Source organism: Moraxella sp. (genome assembly GCF_030525845.1).
Lineage (GTDB): Bacteria > Pseudomonadota > Gammaproteobacteria > Pseudomonadales > Moraxellaceae > Moraxella.
Genome location: NZ_JAUNDY010000012.1, coordinates 1 through 14,884, shown reverse-complemented (window position 1 = coordinate 14,884; position 14,884 = coordinate 1). Strand labels below are relative to the sequence as shown.

Below are 14,884 nucleotides of genomic sequence, written 5' to 3'. Positions count from 1 at the left end.
TTAAGCTTATAAATAAAACTTAAAAAATCTCATCTCGTTTAAATACCCACTCGTCATGACTGCTTGCTCTCTCGTCAAAATAATAACCTTCCATGTCAAAGCCTTTTAACTCATCAGGGTTTTGGATGTTATTGACGCAGGCAAAGCGGGTCATCATGCCCCTTGCTCGTTTGGCATAAAAGCTCACGACTTTATATTGACCATTTTTTTGGTCTAAAAATTTGGGGGTGATAATCTCGGCATGGATTTTATTGGGTTTGACCGCTCCATAATATTCGTTGGAGGCTAAATTAATTAATATGTCCGAACCACTCTTGGCAATGCGTTCATTGATGACATCGGTAATCATGTCGCCCCAATATTCATACAAATCATCGGCATGGGGAGTTTTCAATTTAATGCCCATTTCAAGGCGATAGGGGAGCATATTATCAAGCGGTTTTAAAATGCCATATAATCCTGATAAAATCCCCAAATGACGATTTAAATATAAAATCTCATCAGTGGTTAATGAATAAGCGTCCAATCCTTTATAAGCGTCCCCGTCAAATAAATAAACAGCAGGTTTTTTATCATCATTAAAAGGATAAGTCCAGTTTTGATTGCGAGTTACATTTAATTGGGCGATTTTATCAGACACACTCATGAGTTCTTGAATGTCAATGCTGTCTTTTTGTTTGAGTGTTTTCATTAAATCAATGGAATGCTCAATTAAAACAGGCTCGCTTAAATGATTGGTCAAATCAAAAGGAATGGTGGTTTTTTCATCTAAATTTTTGGCAGGGGATAATAAAAAATACATACATTTTCCTAATCATAAAAATTTTATTATAAAAGTAAATGGTTAAAATTGCAATTAAAATTATTTATCTATTGATTGTATTTGCCAAATCTGTTATCCTAATTTTGCTTGTTTTTTAAAAGGAATTCTCATGACTGACGCCATTTTATCCCATGTTCTCCCCACCACGCATGGCAAATCCATTGCCATCATCACGCTCAACAACCCCAAAGCCCTAAACGCCCAAAATCTCGACATGGTTAAAGCCACTCGCGAGCTTTTAAGTGCGTGGGCGACTGACGAGAGCGTGGCAATGGTCGTGCTACATGGGGCGGGCGAAAAGGGGCTGTGTGCAGGGGGCGACATCAAGGCACTACACGGCGACACGATTGGTGCGACCGCCCACGACTTTTTTACCCATGAGTATGGGCTTATGCACGACATGCACACCTATGCCAAGCCCATTTTGGCGTGGGGGCATGGCATTGTGATGGGTGGTGGCATGGGGCTGTTTACGGCATCTAGTCATAAGGTCGTAACCAAAAGCACGCTCATGGCGATGCCTGAGGTGTCCATTGGGCTGTTTCCTGACGCAGGGGCATCGTACTTTTTAAATCATTTGGCAGGGAAAGTGGGCTTATTTTTGGGCTTGACGGGGGCAAGATTTAATGGGGCGGACGCTTATGAATTGGGTGTGGCGGATTTTGCGATAAGTCATGAACGATTTGATGAGTTGTTAAACGCCTTACAACAAATTGACTTTAAGGATAATGCCAGCAATCATCATTTATTATCCGCTTGTTTAAATAACTTTCATGACAAATCGATATTACCAAATGGTCAAATCATGAATGACTTTGATGAAATTAATCATTTGATGGCAGGGGATTTACAATCCATCCATCAAGCATTGATGAATTATCAAGGCAAGAGCGATTTTATCAAATCCGCCCTTGAATTTTATAAAACAGGGTCAGACACCACCAAAGCCATTACCTTTAAAATCTATCATGATTTAAAAACGGTGAAAAAAGATTTTTCTTTAAAGCAAATCTTTGATTTAGAAACGGTGGTTGCCACAAATTGCGTAGAAAAGGGCGATTTTAAAGAAGGTGTACGAGCTTTACTTATTGATAAAGACAAAAACCCAAAATGGCGACATACGCTTGATGATATGCCCATGGGGTGTATTGATGAGTTTTTTGGGGAATTTAAATAATCATTGATAAAATAGAAATCCGCTTAATATGATATTAAGCGGATTTTTAATGGAGCTTTATTGTTGTCTTTTGGCAACGGCCTTGCAGACATGGTCAAAATAGGGCGTGATGATGGTTTCTCTGTCAAGTTTTTCCCACCGTTGGTCGGTAGAAGTGGTAATCGCTTCTTCAACTTCTTCATAAAGAATGTTGTTATTTTGGTCGTACAGCACGTAGGCGGTGTTGGCTAGGCGTTCTTTGGTACAATCAAAATAGTAAAACATTCGCATTTCAGCCACGCCGTCTGCCAGCTCGTGAAATACGCCACGCTCCCAAGTTGTTACAAATGGCTTGCCTGTGTCGGCAAAATGCTCAACGTGCGTGTATTCGTCCGCATAATAGCTTTTGCCATAGAGCAAATCATAAACCCATTGCCAGTCTTCGGCATGAGCGAGCGTACACAAGGAAAGTAAGGTGATAAAAAGTAGTTTTTTCATGGTAATGAATGGGTGTGGGAGTTAAGGGTTATTATAATCATAAATGGTGGGGCGATACAAGTTTTATCAAAACACTAGTCCCACAACAATCCATCAAATTGCGATTTTCCATGATTGCGGTTAAGGCTGATAATTAATTTTGCAGTAGTTTTGTATTGATTGCTGTTGATGATGGGTTTTGTACAGCCGTGTTATCAAATGTCAGGGTGTACAAAATATCTGTCTGCTTGATGGGCAAATCATGGTAAAATGATGAGTTCTTGTCATCACTTGACCATCAAATAAGCGATACATCATGTCAAACCCATCTCATCTACCCTCAAACAACCAATCCCAAGCCGCTCACGCCAAGCCATTTCCGACTTTATGGATTATGGTAATGGGGCTGATGATTGCCATCGGTCCGCTTGCTATTGATATGTATCTGCCCGCCTTGCCAAAGATGGCGGACGAGTTTGGGGTTAGTGTTTCGGAGATTTCAAAATCTGTGCCGTTTTATTTTGTGGGACTGGTATTTGGACAATTATTCTACGGTCCTTTTTCTGACAGGGTGGGGCGTGTACTGCCGATGTATATTGGCATGACGGTGTTTGTGCTGGCTTCTGTGGTGTGTGCAACAGCCACCAGTGAGACCATGTTGTTCATTGCTCGTACGGTGCAGGCACTTGGGGCGTGTGTTACGGCGGTGGTAACTCGTGCCGCCATTCGTGATACGCTAAACCCTGTGCAAGGGGCTAGGGCATTTAGCCTGATGGTGCTTGTGATGGGGCTTGCTCCGATATTGGCACCGAGTTTGGGGGCGATGATTTTAAAATTTGCCAACTGGCATGCTCTGTTTTGGTTTTTGGCGTGTTATGGTGTGTTGAACATCATTTTGACTAAGCTGTTTTTAAAAGAAACGCTAACCCCTCAAAACCGCAATACCCAACCAATGAGCCAAGCATTTTTGGCGTATGCTGACCTCATGAAGGATAAAACCTTTGTCATACCTGCATTGGCAGGGGGGCTATTACAAGGGGCATTTTTTATTTATTTATCTATATCTAGCGAGCTGTTTATGGTGGGCTATGGTCTGTCTGAGCGTCAATTCGCCATCGCATTTGGGGCAAATGCCTTTGGGTTTGTGGCACTTACCCAAGTTAATCAATTTTTAACCAGCAAGTTTCGCTTGGTGCAACTGCTACGTTTTGGGGCGTTAATGCAACTTGTCTCAGGAGTGTGTCTGCTGGCTTTGGTACTTGCCTTTGGTACGCAGGCTTCTTTTGCTTTGGTATTTGTGGCTATTTTTTGTTGTATTGCAGGGCTTGGTCTGACTCAGCCAAATGCTGGTGCTATCGCACTGGCATACCAAAAAAAACGAGCAGGTCTAGCTTCGGCACTACAAGGTTCATTTCAGTTTAGCGTGGGGATTTTTGGTGGGTTATTGCTGAGTTTGTTTGATGTCAGTCCTGTGGTTAAGCTGGGTATGGTGGTTACTGTACTGGCGGCGATCGGGACATTTTTGGTGTATCAGCTTGACCCCAAAATGGATTTATCAAATTTGGATTAACCACCAAAAATCGCCATCACCCAAAGCACCACCACCAAAATCAGTGCGAGCGACTGAGCGGACGAGCCGACATCTTTGGCGATTTTGGCAAGGGGGTGGATTTCCATCGAAGTATGGTCAACCGCCGCCTCCAATGCGGTATTAAAAAATTCCACGATTAAAGATAAAAACGAGCCGATGATTAACGCCATCTTAACCGCCAAAGCAAAATCTAGCCATAACGCCAATCCCATTAAAGGCAAATGCAAAATCACAAGCTGAAAAATGGCGGGTTCTTTTAGGGCAACTTTAAAACCATCTTTGGAATAAGATAGGGTTTTGATGATGCGTTTTAAGCCTTTGGTTTTGTTAAATTCGGACATGGATTTTTCCTGTGTGATGATGGCGGATTATAGCATTTTTTCAATATTGACAAAATCCGAGAATTTGGGATAATGACAAAAACACTTGGATAAATAAGTTATGATTACCCTAGACCTACCCCCCAGAAATGCAAGAAACCATCACCATCACCGCCGAAAAACAAGGTGTAAGTGTCAATGACCTATATACTAAACGCCATCAAAGCCACTTTGGAAAATGATACGCCTAAGCATATTGATGATGTCATGGTCTTTGATATGGACGTGATGCAAGAGCGATTAAAAGGCTTTGAAAGTAAGGAGGAAGCTCTAAAAAACAGCGTGCCTGTGCCAAAGTCGGCATTGGCGAACCTTGACAGCTTTAAACAATGGTTGAGCGAAAGCAAAACAGGGGCGGTTGTATGAACGCACGGCTATCTCATTGGTTAAGGGATAACTTGGATTCTTTCGATGATTCTATTCAAATTGCCGTAATGTCCTTTATGGCTCATGTAGAAACAAGCGGTCTAAAAGACTTACAAGGTCGCAACAAATCCTCCGCCCCACCAAACCTCCATACCAAAAAAGAACACAGACACGCCAAATTTGCCCAAAAATATTGTCTTTGGCATAGGGCATGCCTACCCTTTATAGCACCATTTGTATTCGGCGATATTTCAGAAGTAAAATGAATGTTTTTACATGAAAAATGGCTAAATCTTGATTTTCATCGTCAAATCCCTTACCAATATTTTCATATTGCCTGCGGAATTTTCCTTGAAAATCTGGTGATTTTTCTCATTTTTCATTGTAAATACAAAGAGTGGACATGCCCTGTCATCTCGGTGCGTGCTATGTGGAGCAGGCGAGTGGTGATTTGACGAGCGAATATATTTTGCATTATTGTCGCTATAACGATGCGATTGTGCTTGTGGATATTAGCACTCACCCACCTTTTGACTTGCCAAGCGTGGATAGATTGGATTATTGACCGCTAATGGCGGTTTTTTTGTGTGAAGTTTATGGTTATTTCAAGTATAATAACCATTTTATTTTTATTAAGAAAATCCTATGACCAACCTAGCCCAAGAAATCGCCAAACGCCGTACATTCGCCATCATCAGCCATCCTGACGCAGGTAAAACCACAATGACCGAAAAGCTCCTTTTGTGGGGCAAGGCAATCTTAACCGCAGGCGAGGTCAAAAGCCGTAAAACCGACAAACACGCCACCTCCGACTGGATGAGTATGGAGCAGGAGCGGGGCATTTCTATCACCACCTCTGTGATGCAGTTTCCCTATGGCGACTGTATGGTCAATCTGCTAGACACCCCCGGACACGCTGATTTTAGTGAAGATACTTATCGCACTTTGACCGCCGTTGATAGTGCCTTGATGGTCATTGATGGGGCAAAGGGCGTGGAAGAACGCACCATTAAACTGATGGAAGTCTGCCGTATGCGAGACACGCCCATTATCAGTTTTGTCAATAAACTTGACCGTGAAATCCAAAATCCCCTTGCTCTTTTAGATGAAATTGAAAGCGTGCTAAAAATCAAATGCGTGCCGTTTTGTTATCCCATTGGAATGGGGCAGGATTTTGTGGGGGTGTATAACTTTTTTGATAACAAAACTTATCTTTATAAAAAGGGCTTTGGCACACAATTAACCGACATTGAAACCCTAGACGGCTACGACCACGATGAGATTAAGGGGCGACTTGGCGAGCTTTTGTGGAATGAGTTTTTGGAAGGGGTGGAGCTTGCCGAAATGGCATTTGGCGATTGGGACATTGATGAGTTCTTGGCAGGCAAGCAAACGCCTGTGCTGTTTGGGACGGCTTTGGGTAATTTTGGCGTGGATATGGTGCTAGATACCCTAACCAAATACGCCCCAGCCCCCAAAGACCACAATGCCGTGGAGCGAGTGGTCAAGGCGGACGAACCAAATTTCACAGGCTTTGTCTTTAAAATCCAAGCCAATATGGACCCCAAACACCGAGACCGTGTCGCCTTTATGCGGATTTGTTCTGGCAAGTACGAAAAAGGTATGAAATTAAACCATATTCGTATTGGCAAAGAAGTGCGAGTGTCGGATGCGTTGATGTTTTTGGCAGGCGACCGTGAAAGCCTTGAAGAGGCGTATGCTGGCGACATTATTGGCTTGCACAATCACGGTACGATTCAGATTGGCGACAGTTTCACCAGTGGCGAAACCCTTAATTTTACAGGCATTCCGCACTTTGCCCCAGAGCTGTTTCGCCGTGTGGTGCTAAAAGACCCACTAAAATCCAAGCAATTACAAAAAGGTTTACAACAGTTGTCAGAAGAAGGAGCAACCCAAGTCTTTATGCCCCAAATCAACAATGATTTGATTTTGGGAGCGGTGGGCGTACTGCAATTTGAAGTGGTGGCTCATCGCTTGCTAGAAGAATACAAGGTGCAATGTGCCTTTGAGCCGATTTCTGTTGCCACCGTCCGCTGGGTGCATTGTGATGATAAAGTTGCCTTTGAAAAATTTAAGAAAAAAGCCCACGACCAACTCTCGCTGGACGGCGGTGGTTATCTGACCTACCTTGCCCCAAGTCGTGTCAATTTGCAACTCATGCAAGAGCGTTATCCAGAGGTGGAGTTTAGAAGTACGAGGGAGCATTGATTTTAGGTGGGTGGCATGAAAGACATTAAAAGTATCGTTCGCAGTATTTTTACTAATGCCATTTTGGTTTTTATGTTGCCCATTATGCTTTATTTTTGGATAGATGTATTTAAAAACCCTAAATATTACTATCCCATCAAATTGGATTATGATAAAAAGCAAGCCGAATTACAACAAATCTTGGATACAATTACCATCGGCTTGCCACAATTTGATAAAAGAGATAACCGTAAAAAGACCAGTGCACAATCCATTTCTATTGCATATCATTACCATAATCCCAAAACAAGCGATATTGAAACATTGCTAGAAAATATTCAACAAATTGCTAATGTGGAATTATCTGCTTATGATACCAGCAGTCATTCTTTTAAAAAGCGGTTTTGTGTTGGCGAAAATGCAATATCGGCGGGCGATTATAATTTTGATGATTTATACCATATAAGGTTATATGTCAGTTTTTATAAATATGACGATTGTCGGCGCTTTGTTTATGAGAAGAACCGTCAAGATGTATAATTCTTCCAAATTCGTGATATATTACTTTTTTAGCTTTTGAATAATTAAACCATGCTCATCTGCCCCATTTGCCATACTGCCCTAAATTTACAAGGCAAAACCTACACCTGCCAAAACCGCCACAGCTATGACATTAGCAAGGACGGCTATGTCAATCTACACGTGGTTCAGCACAAAAACAGCCACACCGCAGGCGATACGCCAGAATCGGTGCAGGCTCGCAGACGCTTTTTGGCGGGCGGATTTTATGAGCCACTTCGCACCAAAATCAGCCAAATTACTGCCAGTCTATCGCCTACATCAATACTGGACATCGGCTGTGGCGAAGGTTATTATACGAGCAAGCTTGCCAAAACCGCCCCTGTCATTGGGCTAGACATCGCCAAAACCGCTATCATTACTGCTTCAAGAACCTATAAAAATCAAGAAGTTGGGAACAACATCACTTGGGTAGTGGGTACAGGCTCGCTGCTTCCTGTGGCAGATGAGAGCGTGGGACTTTGCACAAGCTTTTTTAGTCCTCTGCCAAAAGCCGAAATGCTAAGAGTGCTGATGGCGGGCGGTCATTTGCTGGTTGCCACGCCCGCCCCACGCCATCTGTACGCGATGCGCGAGCAGTTGTTTGAGCTTGTCAATCTGCACAACCCCGCCAAATTTATCACTGAACTGTCGCCAGAATTTGCCCTGATTGATGAATGGCAAATTGATGCACCGATGGTCTTGGACAGCCAAAATTTGTCCGATTTGATAGATATGACCCCTTATACTTATAAAGCTAAATTGGATAAAAAAATAGCCCTAAAAGCCCAAAATAATTTTGAGGTTACAGCCAGTTTTTGTGTATATCTATTTAAAAAACAATGCGGTACTAATTAATAAAATCCAACAACAATGGCATAGTTTATCTAAGTTTATTTTTTTATAAATATTTTATGTTTTATTTCTTGATAGAGAATATATGATCTGATGAGTCATCAAATATCTATCATAAAAAATATCAGCAACTGATTTATTAACAGTCATCATTTGTTTAAAAGGTATCTTTATTAAGAACCCACCATGAATATGAGATTGTATTTTAAATTTTAGCCATTAATAATCTTAATTTTAGCAGCCAAAGCGGAGCAACGCCTGTAAAGCTCTGCACCATTTTGCCGTCACTGACAATCACAAAAGAGGGCGTAACTTGCCCCTGCCATGCTCCAAATATCGCTCCGTCCGTGTCATTGATGGTGGCAAAATCATAGCCACGCTCATTCATGTGTGAGAGTAGCTCGTCATCATTGCCTGACGATACCGCCACCGTCAGCACTTCGTAGCCATCAGCGTGCAGGGCTTGGACATTTGGGCTGGTGGTACGACATACATGACACCATGTTCCCCAAAAATACACGAGAATTGGTTTGTCATGACTGGCGGTAGCGATATTGGTGAGTTGTCCGTGTGAATTTTGGTAAGTCAAATCCACATCATCAGGCATGGTGGGCGACCGCCATAGATTAATAAGGGTGTAAATGACAATAAAAACCACCAAATACCCCATCATTTTGATGAGGTATTGGACGGTTTTTTTAGAATATCCAGACAAGTTAAAGGTCAAAAATCTTACCTCTGTTCATGATGCCATTAGGGTCAAATACCGCCTTGACCGCTTTCATGTATTCAATCTCGGCAGGCGAGCGAGTATAATCCAAATAAGGCTTTTTGGTCATGCCCACGCCATGCTCAGCACTGATAGAGCCTTTGTATTTTTTGACGGTTTCAAAGACGTATTTGTTGACGATTTTGCATTTGTTAAAAAACTCATCTTTACTCAGATTATTAGGTTTTAGGATATTTAAATGTAAATTGCCATCGCCAATATGTCCAAACCAGCATACCTCAAAATCTGGGTAATTGTCTTTGACGATTTTGTCAATGTCGCTGATAAAATCGCCCAAATGCGTGATGAGTACCGACACGTCATTTTTGTAAGGGGTAAATACCGAAATGGTTTCGGAGATACTTTCTCTTAATTTCCACAAGTCGGCAAGTTGCCCCACGCTTTGGCTCATCACACCATCAACAATCAAGCCATTTTCAAGGCAGTTTTCAAACACGCCCATCGCCGTATCAAGCACCTCATCGCTAATTGCCTCAAATTCAAGCAATACATAAAAGGGCGTACGGCTTTCAAAAGGTTCTTTGGCGTGTCCTGCACTGATGACTTTGTCAATCGCCACGTTGTCAAAAAACTCAAAAGCGGTCAAATTTAACGCCTTGCCAAATTTATCAAGGAGCTTAACCACCGAACCAAAATCAGGCACGCCCAGCACCATTGCCGTCAGGTTTACAGGTTGTTTTTCTAATTTAATCAACGCCTTAGTTACAAAACCAAGCGTGCCTTCTGCCCCGATGAACAGATGACGAAAATCATAGCCTGTGGCGTTTTTGAGCATGCCACCATTTAGCTCCAAAATGTCGCCTTTGCCCGTAACCACCGTCAAGCCCAAAATTTGGTTACGGGTCATGCCATAGCGAATGACCTTAATCCCGCCTGCGTTCGTGCCAATGTTACCACCGATTTGGCTAGACCCTGCGGAGGCAAAGTCCACGCCATAATATAAGCCACGACTTTCGGCAAAGTCTTGCAAGGCTTTGGTAACCACGCCCGCCTCAACTTCCACCATGCGGTCAGCTTCATAAAACGTACCAATGGCGTTCATTTTATCAAAACTCACCACCACCTCGCCATTGCTTGCTACTGCCCCTGCGGACAAACCTGTGCGACCACCAGAGGGTACAAGGCAAATCTTGTGTTCGTTGGCAAGGCGGACAATGTCGGCAACTTGTTCGGTGGTTTTGGGGAAAACGATGAGACAAGGGTTTGGCTCAAAATGTTTGGTTTGGTCTTTGCCAAAAAAAGCAAGGTCGCTTTGGTCGGTTTTGATGTTAACACCGAGTGTGGTTAGGGCTTCTAAAAAATTGGTTGTCATGATGTTCTCTACTAAGGGTTATTGTGTGCGTTTGACCCAAGCACCGCTACCGTCGACACGGCTATCTTTGCGGATTTTATCACGCAGGGTTTCGGCGGACTGTTGGTTTTTTTCTGAACCAACCAACACTCGCACGCCACGACTGGTTTGGCTGGTGGTAACTTTATAACCAGCAGCACGGTATTTTTTGGCAAGCTCATCTGCTTTGGCCTGGTTGTCAGCGAGCGAAACTTGCACGCTGTATCGTGCCTTACCATCGGTAGAATTTTCTTTTTGGCGAGATTCTGATGGGCGTTTTTCGACAGTGGCTTTTTTGGTGTCTTTTTCTTTGGACTTGGTGTCTTTGGTTTTTGTTTCTTTGGCTTTGACTTCTTGGATTTCTTTTGTTTTAGTCTTTGCCTTCGCTTCTCGCTCTTTGGCTTCACGTTCTAGGCGTGCCACCTGAGACTTGGAGGGGATTTTGATGGTTTTGCCAAGTGGTAGGGGGTCGTTACGCCCCATGTTATTGGCTTCGGCAATGGCAGAAACAGGCACGCCATACTGACGAGACAACTTGATCAGACCGTCGCCACGCACGACCTTATGCTCGCCAGCTTTGTTTTGGGTTTTTTGTTTTTCTGTTTTTTGTTTCTCGGCTTTGGCTTTCTCAGCTTTTAGTCGTTTTTCTCTATCAGCCTTGATTTGCTCTTCTTTGGCTTTGGCGATAGATTCTGGGCGAGTTTCAACTGTTAGGTTGGAGGCCTGTTCAAGCATTTTTTGTTCGGCGTCTGCTTTTGCTAAGGCTAAGTTTTGGGCTTTTTCTTGTTTGTCAAGAAGTGCTCTGACCTCTTTTTCTTGGGCGAGCGTCTGAGTCTCTCGCTGTTTTTGCTTGATGGCGAGCAGTCTATCCTCTTCTTCTCTGCCAATGGTTAGCGGTTCAGCAACAGGGCGAGCCACGTCATCGCTGACGGGGCTGGGGGTGGTTGCTGAGGTGGTCATTTGGTGGGAGGGGTCTGGCTGACCTTGATTGATGGCATAAAAAACCACGCCACCGCCCAGTGCTAAACTAAGTCCTAATAAGAGCTGTTTTGAAATCATGGGGTTATCATCATCTGTTGCCGATATGGGTATTTTATCATAAAGCCTAGAAAACTCATAATATTTTACGCCAAAACGGACGCTGGATTATCCGCCAATCCCAACGCAATCAAGCTCTCACCAATGGTATGAAACGAGCCAAAGCATAACACCACATCACCATCGCTCGCCAGTCTCTCCACACTTGCCACCGCTTTACCAATATCATTGTGCATAAAAATGGTGCTGTGTGGCACATGATGGCTGATTTTGGCGTTTAGGTCAATCACGTTGGTCGCTCGCACGTTATCAATCCTCCCAATATGCCATGCCGTGATGGGTAAATCAAAAGTAGCAATCAAAGCAAGCACTTCATCGATGTCTTTATCAGCAAGCATGGAAAATAAAAAGTGTAATTTGGTATTAGGGCATTGATGATGAATGTTTTGCCAATAAGGGATAAATGATTGCATTAAAAATGTCATGCCATGAGCATTATGCCCCACATCAAAAATCCATTGTTTGTTGTCTATCATTCTTTTGTCAAATCGCCCTGCTATTTTGACAGTAGTTAAGCCATTTTTAATATCATCAATGCCAATATTTAATTTGCTTGCCAATATTGCACTGATGGCATTGCTGGCATTTGTTAGAGCTATCGTTGGTTTGGGCAAATTAAGGGTTATTGACGCTGATGAATAAATCCAGTCATCAACATTGTCTTGATAGACATAATGTTTGCCAAATTGATGACAGAGGGCGTGTTTTTCTGTGATGATTTGTGCCACGCTATTTGGCATATCAGCCTCGCCAAATATCACAGGCATATTTTTACGGATAATTCCTGCTTTTTCAAAACCGATTTTTTCTCTGTCATCGCCAAGCCAATTAACATGGTCAATGCCTATATTGGTAATCACGCCCACATCAGGGTCAATGATATTGACGACATCAAGCCGACCACCCAAGCCAATTTCTAATACCCAAACATCGCAGTTTAATTCTTTAAAAATCCAAAATGCCGATAAAGTCGTCATTTCAAAAAATGACAAAGACAAATTGCATTTGGTACGAGCTTTTTCGCATGCATTAAATGCCTTAATAAGCATGTCATCATCAATATCTATGCCATTGATTTTGATGCGTTCATTAAAACTAACCAAATGCGGGGATTGGTATAAGGCGGTTTTAAAACCCGCTTTCGTACAAATTTCGCTGATGAGTGCGGTGGTTGAGCCTTTGCCATTGGTTCCTGCTACGGTAAAAATATAGGGCTTATGGGATAAATCCTCTTTTAAAACCCCCATTTTTTTGGCGACAGGCAACACTCGCTCTAAGCCCATGTCAATGGCGGAGACGTGAATTTGACCCATATAATTGAGCCACTCGGAGACGGTTTGGAGGGTGTTCATGATTGATTATTCGCTGTCAATATTTTTTTAAAAATTCTGGATTGGGCTCACTACCATAACCAAGATTCTCTGCTATTTTAAACATTTCTGAATACATATACCGTACGGTGGGTGAGTTTTCATAAAGTTTTTCCACTTCTTCTCTAAGTTGTGCTTCTTTGGTTTTATTGTACTTTTCTAGAAAATCTTTACCATGATTTTCTACATATTCAATAATGCTATTAATATCAGGGTTGTCCACTAATTCATGCTCAACTTCATACGATTCGGTCAAAGCAATGCTTTTGCCAATGGGCGATTCATAAAATTCAATTAATGCATTTACTTGTTCTTGGTTGTATAGCCTTTTTGTCTTATCAATCTCTGTTTGTATGTACATTTTGTCAATAAGCTCAATCCAATTTGGGTCGGTCGTGATTTCTTTTTTTAACATCTCTTGGGATTTTTTATTAAGTTCTAACATCATTGCCAGCTTTTGTTCTAATGCTTGCTTGTCATCATTTTCCGATATAATAAATGGAAAGATTTGAATGACGATGACTGATTGTGGAATGACATCACTAAATGCATTTATATAATGCTCTTTTGTCATTTTGACTTTAATTAAACGCTCCACCGATTCATCGCTGGGCGTATTATTAGAAATATTGTCAGAGACATTGGCATAAGCCATTGATGATAAAAATAACATCATGATGATAAAGAAATGCATAATTTGCCTTGTGCTACCCAATAAAAATACCAAAACCCCTTTTGGTGGAGTTTTGGTATTATAGCATGATTTATCAACTCACATTCGGCAATTTCATCAGCTTAGTCAGCAGTCGATACACTGTGTCCACAAGCTCATGACGATGTACCACCATATCTACCGTGCCTTTATCAAGCAAAAATTCAGCACGTTGGAATGGCTCATCAAGCACTTCACGCACGGTCTGCTCAATCACACGTTTACCTGCAAAGCCAATCATCGCTTTTGGTTCGGCGATATGTACATCGCCCAGCATGGCAAGGCTCGCCGTTACGCCCCCATAGACGGGGTTGGTTAGTACCACGATGTATGGCACGCCTGCCAAACGTAAACGCTCAATGACCGCTGATGTGCGAGCCATCTGCATGAGTGATAACAAACCCTCTTGCATTCTTGCCCCGCCTGAGGCAGCGAAGCACACCAAAGGCTTACGCTCGGCAAGGGCTTTTTCAGCTGCTATTACAAAACGGTCGCCCACCACCGACCCCATTGAGCCACCCATGAATTTAAAGTCAAAGGCACAGGCAATCAACTCCAAATTTTTGATTTTACCGCTCATCACTACCAAAGCCTCACTCTCGCCTGTCTGACGTTGAGCCTCTGCCATGCGAATGGGGTAGGGCTTGGAGTCGGTAAAACGCAAGGGGTCGCCCGCTTGATATTCTTGTCCAAGCTCGCCTGTCACACTCTCAAAAAACCAGTTTAGGCGTTTGCGTGCCGACATGGTCATGTGGTGGCCGCAATCAGGGCAAACATACTGATTAAAAATCAAGCTGGTGTTGGTCGTCAGCGTATGGCACTCAGGGCATTCGGTAGATGGCTCGGTCTCTACCGCTGAGGGGATTGCCACACGGTTTTGTTTTATGGACGGTACAGGGCGGTTAAGCCATGTGGTTGGTGTTGCTTGGGCTTGTTCGCTCATGAATTTTCCTATAAATTCTTAAATAGGCATAGTTTACAGTTGTTTTGTCAATTTGGCAAATGGTTTGGCAAATTTTTCTCACAAATTATCAATTGCTTGTCTTAACTCGTCCATTTTTGCCAAAATATTTGCTTTCGCCTGTTCAATCTTTTGAGCGTCCGAACCTACATCGGCAAAGTTTTTGACAAGCTCACTGCCCACAATCACCCCATCGGCAAACTTGGCAA

At 42.7% G+C, this 14,884-nt stretch carries 17 protein-coding genes and 1 pseudogene; 8 read left to right on the top strand and 10 right to left on the bottom strand.

The window, feature by feature from the left end:
• Positions 1 to 19 precede the first annotated feature (19 nt).
• Positions 20 to 802, bottom strand: coding sequence for a peroxide stress protein YaaA (yaaA, locus tag Q4B79_RS05905; RefSeq protein ID WP_303085505.1), 783 nt, complete (start codon positions 800 to 802; stop codon positions 20 to 22).
• A 130-nt stretch (positions 803 to 932) separates the two neighbouring features.
• Between yaaA and Q4B79_RS05900 the strand changes: the two genes are divergently transcribed.
• Positions 933 to 2,000, top strand: a complete 1,068-nt coding sequence (locus tag Q4B79_RS05900) for an enoyl-CoA hydratase/isomerase family protein (protein ID WP_303085504.1) — start codon at positions 933 to 935, stop codon at positions 1,998 to 2,000.
• 57 nt (positions 2,001 to 2,057) lie between these two features.
• Here Q4B79_RS05900 and Q4B79_RS05895 read toward each other — a convergent pair whose 3' ends face one another.
• Entirely contained in the window at positions 2,058 to 2,477 is a 420-nt protein-coding gene (locus Q4B79_RS05895; RefSeq protein ID WP_303085503.1) for a hypothetical protein, read from the bottom strand.
• Between the two features lie 295 nt (positions 2,478 to 2,772).
• On the opposite strand from Q4B79_RS05895, the gene Q4B79_RS05890 reads away from it, so the two are divergent.
• Complete coding sequence (locus Q4B79_RS05890; RefSeq protein ID WP_303085502.1) at positions 2,773 to 4,026, top strand: multidrug effflux MFS transporter; 1,254 nt, start codon at positions 2,773 to 2,775, stop codon at positions 4,024 to 4,026.
• On the opposite strand, the gene Q4B79_RS05885 is transcribed toward Q4B79_RS05890, so the two are convergent.
• Complete coding sequence (locus Q4B79_RS05885) at positions 4,023 to 4,388, bottom strand: diacylglycerol kinase (RefSeq protein WP_303085501.1); 366 nt, start codon at positions 4,386 to 4,388, stop codon at positions 4,023 to 4,025. The two genes, Q4B79_RS05890 and Q4B79_RS05885, sit on opposite strands and share 4 nt — an antisense overlap.
• Positions 4,389 to 4,565: 177 nt before the next feature.
• Between Q4B79_RS05885 and Q4B79_RS05880 the strand changes: the two genes are divergently transcribed.
• From Q4B79_RS05880 to Q4B79_RS05855, 6 genes are all read left to right on the top strand, one after another.
• On the top strand, positions 4,566 to 4,793 hold the full coding sequence (locus Q4B79_RS05880; RefSeq protein ID WP_303085500.1) for a hypothetical protein: 228 nt from the start codon (positions 4,566 to 4,568) through the stop codon (positions 4,791 to 4,793).
• Positions 4,790 to 5,059, top strand: a complete 270-nt coding sequence (locus Q4B79_RS05875; protein WP_303085499.1) for a hypothetical protein — start codon at positions 4,790 to 4,792, stop codon at positions 5,057 to 5,059. Before Q4B79_RS05880 ends, Q4B79_RS05875 begins: the two co-directional genes overlap by 4 nt.
• A 137-nt stretch (positions 5,060 to 5,196) precedes the next feature.
• Entirely contained in the window at positions 5,197 to 5,358 is a 162-nt protein-coding gene (locus tag Q4B79_RS05870; protein ID WP_303085498.1) for a hypothetical protein, read from the top strand.
• Between the two features lie 80 nt (positions 5,359 to 5,438).
• Positions 5,439 to 7,022: a peptide chain release factor 3 gene (locus Q4B79_RS05865; protein ID WP_303085497.1), complete on the top strand. Its 1,584-nt coding sequence runs from the start codon at positions 5,439 to 5,441 to the stop codon at positions 7,020 to 7,022.
• A 15-nt stretch (positions 7,023 to 7,037) separates the two neighbouring features.
• Positions 7,038 to 7,541, top strand: a complete 504-nt coding sequence (locus tag Q4B79_RS05860) for a hypothetical protein (protein ID WP_303085496.1) — start codon at positions 7,038 to 7,040, stop codon at positions 7,539 to 7,541.
• Positions 7,542 to 7,592: 51 nt separating this feature from the next.
• Positions 7,593 to 8,417, top strand: coding sequence for a putative RNA methyltransferase (locus Q4B79_RS05855; RefSeq protein WP_303085495.1), 825 nt, complete (start codon positions 7,593 to 7,595; stop codon positions 8,415 to 8,417).
• A 202-nt stretch (positions 8,418 to 8,619) separates the two neighbouring features.
• Here Q4B79_RS05855 and Q4B79_RS05850 read toward each other — a convergent pair whose 3' ends face one another.
• From Q4B79_RS05850 to Q4B79_RS05820, 7 genes and pseudogenes are all read right to left on the bottom strand, one after another.
• Entirely contained in the window at positions 8,620 to 9,141 is a 522-nt protein-coding gene (locus Q4B79_RS05850; RefSeq protein WP_303085494.1) for a redoxin family protein, read from the bottom strand.
• A complete protein-coding gene (locus tag Q4B79_RS05845; RefSeq protein WP_303085493.1) occupies positions 9,131 to 10,516 on the bottom strand; it encodes an FAD-binding oxidoreductase in 1,386 nt (461 codons plus the stop codon). Before Q4B79_RS05845 ends, Q4B79_RS05850 begins: the two co-directional genes overlap by 11 nt.
• A gap of 18 nt (positions 10,517 to 10,534) precedes the next feature.
• The gene (locus Q4B79_RS05840; RefSeq protein ID WP_303085492.1) at positions 10,535 to 11,593 is read right to left on the bottom strand and encodes a LysM peptidoglycan-binding domain-containing protein; all 1,059 of its coding nucleotides are present in this window, start codon (positions 11,591 to 11,593) and stop codon (positions 10,535 to 10,537) included.
• Positions 11,594 to 11,658: 65 nt separating this feature from the next.
• A complete protein-coding gene (locus Q4B79_RS05835) occupies positions 11,659 to 12,984 on the bottom strand; it encodes a folylpolyglutamate synthase/dihydrofolate synthase family protein (protein ID WP_303085491.1) in 1,326 nt (441 codons plus the stop codon).
• Positions 12,985 to 13,000: 16 nt separating this feature from the next.
• Positions 13,001 to 13,696 carry a hypothetical protein gene (locus Q4B79_RS05830; RefSeq protein ID WP_303085490.1) on the bottom strand — a complete coding sequence of 232 codons (696 nt, stop codon included), beginning with the start codon at positions 13,694 to 13,696 and terminating at the stop codon, positions 13,001 to 13,003.
• Between the two features lie 73 nt (positions 13,697 to 13,769).
• Positions 13,770 to 14,657, bottom strand: a complete 888-nt coding sequence (accD, locus tag Q4B79_RS05825; protein WP_303085489.1) for an acetyl-CoA carboxylase, carboxyltransferase subunit beta — start codon at positions 14,655 to 14,657, stop codon at positions 13,770 to 13,772.
• Positions 14,658 to 14,735: 78 nt separating this feature from the next.
• A pseudogene (locus Q4B79_RS05820) lies at positions 14,736 to 14,884 on the bottom strand (tryptophan synthase subunit alpha); the annotation flags it as partial.

What these genes read in the sequence shown, in the direction of transcription:
- yaaA (WP_303085505.1), bottom strand. Translation starts at nt 802, where the DNA reads ATGTATTTTTTATTATCCCCTGCCAAAAATTTAGATGAAAAAACCACC.
- Q4B79_RS05900 (WP_303085504.1), top strand. Translation starts at nt 933, where the DNA reads ATGACTGACGCCATTTTATCCCATGTTCTCCCCACCACGCATGGCAAA.
- Q4B79_RS05895 (WP_303085503.1), bottom strand. Translation starts at nt 2,477, where the DNA reads ATGAAAAAACTACTTTTTATCACCTTACTTTCCTTGTGTACGCTCGCT.
- Q4B79_RS05890 (WP_303085502.1), top strand. Translation starts at nt 2,773, where the DNA reads ATGTCAAACCCATCTCATCTACCCTCAAACAACCAATCCCAAGCCGCT.
- Q4B79_RS05885 (WP_303085501.1), bottom strand. Translation starts at nt 4,388, where the DNA reads ATGTCCGAATTTAACAAAACCAAAGGCTTAAAACGCATCATCAAAACC.
- Q4B79_RS05880 (WP_303085500.1), top strand. Translation starts at nt 4,566, where the DNA reads ATGACCTATATACTAAACGCCATCAAAGCCACTTTGGAAAATGATACG.
- Q4B79_RS05875 (WP_303085499.1), top strand. Translation starts at nt 4,790, where the DNA reads ATGAACGCACGGCTATCTCATTGGTTAAGGGATAACTTGGATTCTTTC.
- Q4B79_RS05870 (WP_303085498.1), top strand. Translation starts at nt 5,197, where the DNA reads ATGCCCTGTCATCTCGGTGCGTGCTATGTGGAGCAGGCGAGTGGTGAT.
- Q4B79_RS05865 (WP_303085497.1), top strand. Translation starts at nt 5,439, where the DNA reads ATGACCAACCTAGCCCAAGAAATCGCCAAACGCCGTACATTCGCCATC.
- Q4B79_RS05860 (WP_303085496.1), top strand. Translation starts at nt 7,038, where the DNA reads ATGAAAGACATTAAAAGTATCGTTCGCAGTATTTTTACTAATGCCATT.
- Q4B79_RS05855 (WP_303085495.1), top strand. Translation starts at nt 7,593, where the DNA reads ATGCTCATCTGCCCCATTTGCCATACTGCCCTAAATTTACAAGGCAAA.
- Q4B79_RS05845 (WP_303085493.1), bottom strand. Translation starts at nt 10,516, where the DNA reads ATGACAACCAATTTTTTAGAAGCCCTAACCACACTCGGTGTTAACATC.
- Q4B79_RS05840 (WP_303085492.1), bottom strand. Translation starts at nt 11,593, where the DNA reads ATGATTTCAAAACAGCTCTTATTAGGACTTAGTTTAGCACTGGGCGGT.
- Q4B79_RS05835 (WP_303085491.1), bottom strand. Translation starts at nt 12,984, where the DNA reads ATGAACACCCTCCAAACCGTCTCCGAGTGGCTCAATTATATGGGTCAA.
- Q4B79_RS05830 (WP_303085490.1), bottom strand. Translation starts at nt 13,696, where the DNA reads ATGCATTTCTTTATCATCATGATGTTATTTTTATCATCAATGGCTTAT.
- accD (WP_303085489.1), bottom strand. Translation starts at nt 14,657, where the DNA reads ATGAGCGAACAAGCCCAAGCAACACCAACCACATGGCTTAACCGCCCT.